This window comes from Psychrobacter sp. GW64-MNA-CIBAN-0177 (genome assembly GCF_040309585.1).
GTDB lineage: Bacteria > Pseudomonadota > Gammaproteobacteria > Pseudomonadales > Moraxellaceae > Psychrobacter > Psychrobacter okhotskensis.
Genome location: NZ_JBEOOY010000249.1, coordinates 1 through 271 on the forward strand (window position 1 = coordinate 1; position 271 = coordinate 271).

Genomic DNA, 271 nt, shown 5'->3' on the forward strand with positions numbered 1-271 from the left:
GTGTTATCAAATATACGTCCACTTTGGCTCAGTATAATCGAGGTAGAAAATTGGTACATTAACGCGCAGCTATAAGCCAAACCAGGCTTTTCATTATGCAATTCTGCTAAGGTTTGCGCCGCAATGGCACTGACCATGCTGTAACGCCAAAGCTTGCGGGTTATCCACAATAAATTAGCATTGCCTGAAGGTAACCAGTTACGTAAACAAAAATAAGGGATCAGCAAACGTAAATTTTCAATACCAATGTAGTTAAGCACCAGCTTTATGT

At 40.2% G+C, this 271-nt stretch carries 1 protein-coding gene; it reads right to left on the reverse strand.

The genetic code is table 11. From position 1 onward, the window contains the following. On the reverse strand, positions 1-271 hold a 271-nt coding region (locus AAEY79_RS14965; protein ID WP_352289192.1), incomplete at both ends, for an HDOD domain-containing protein.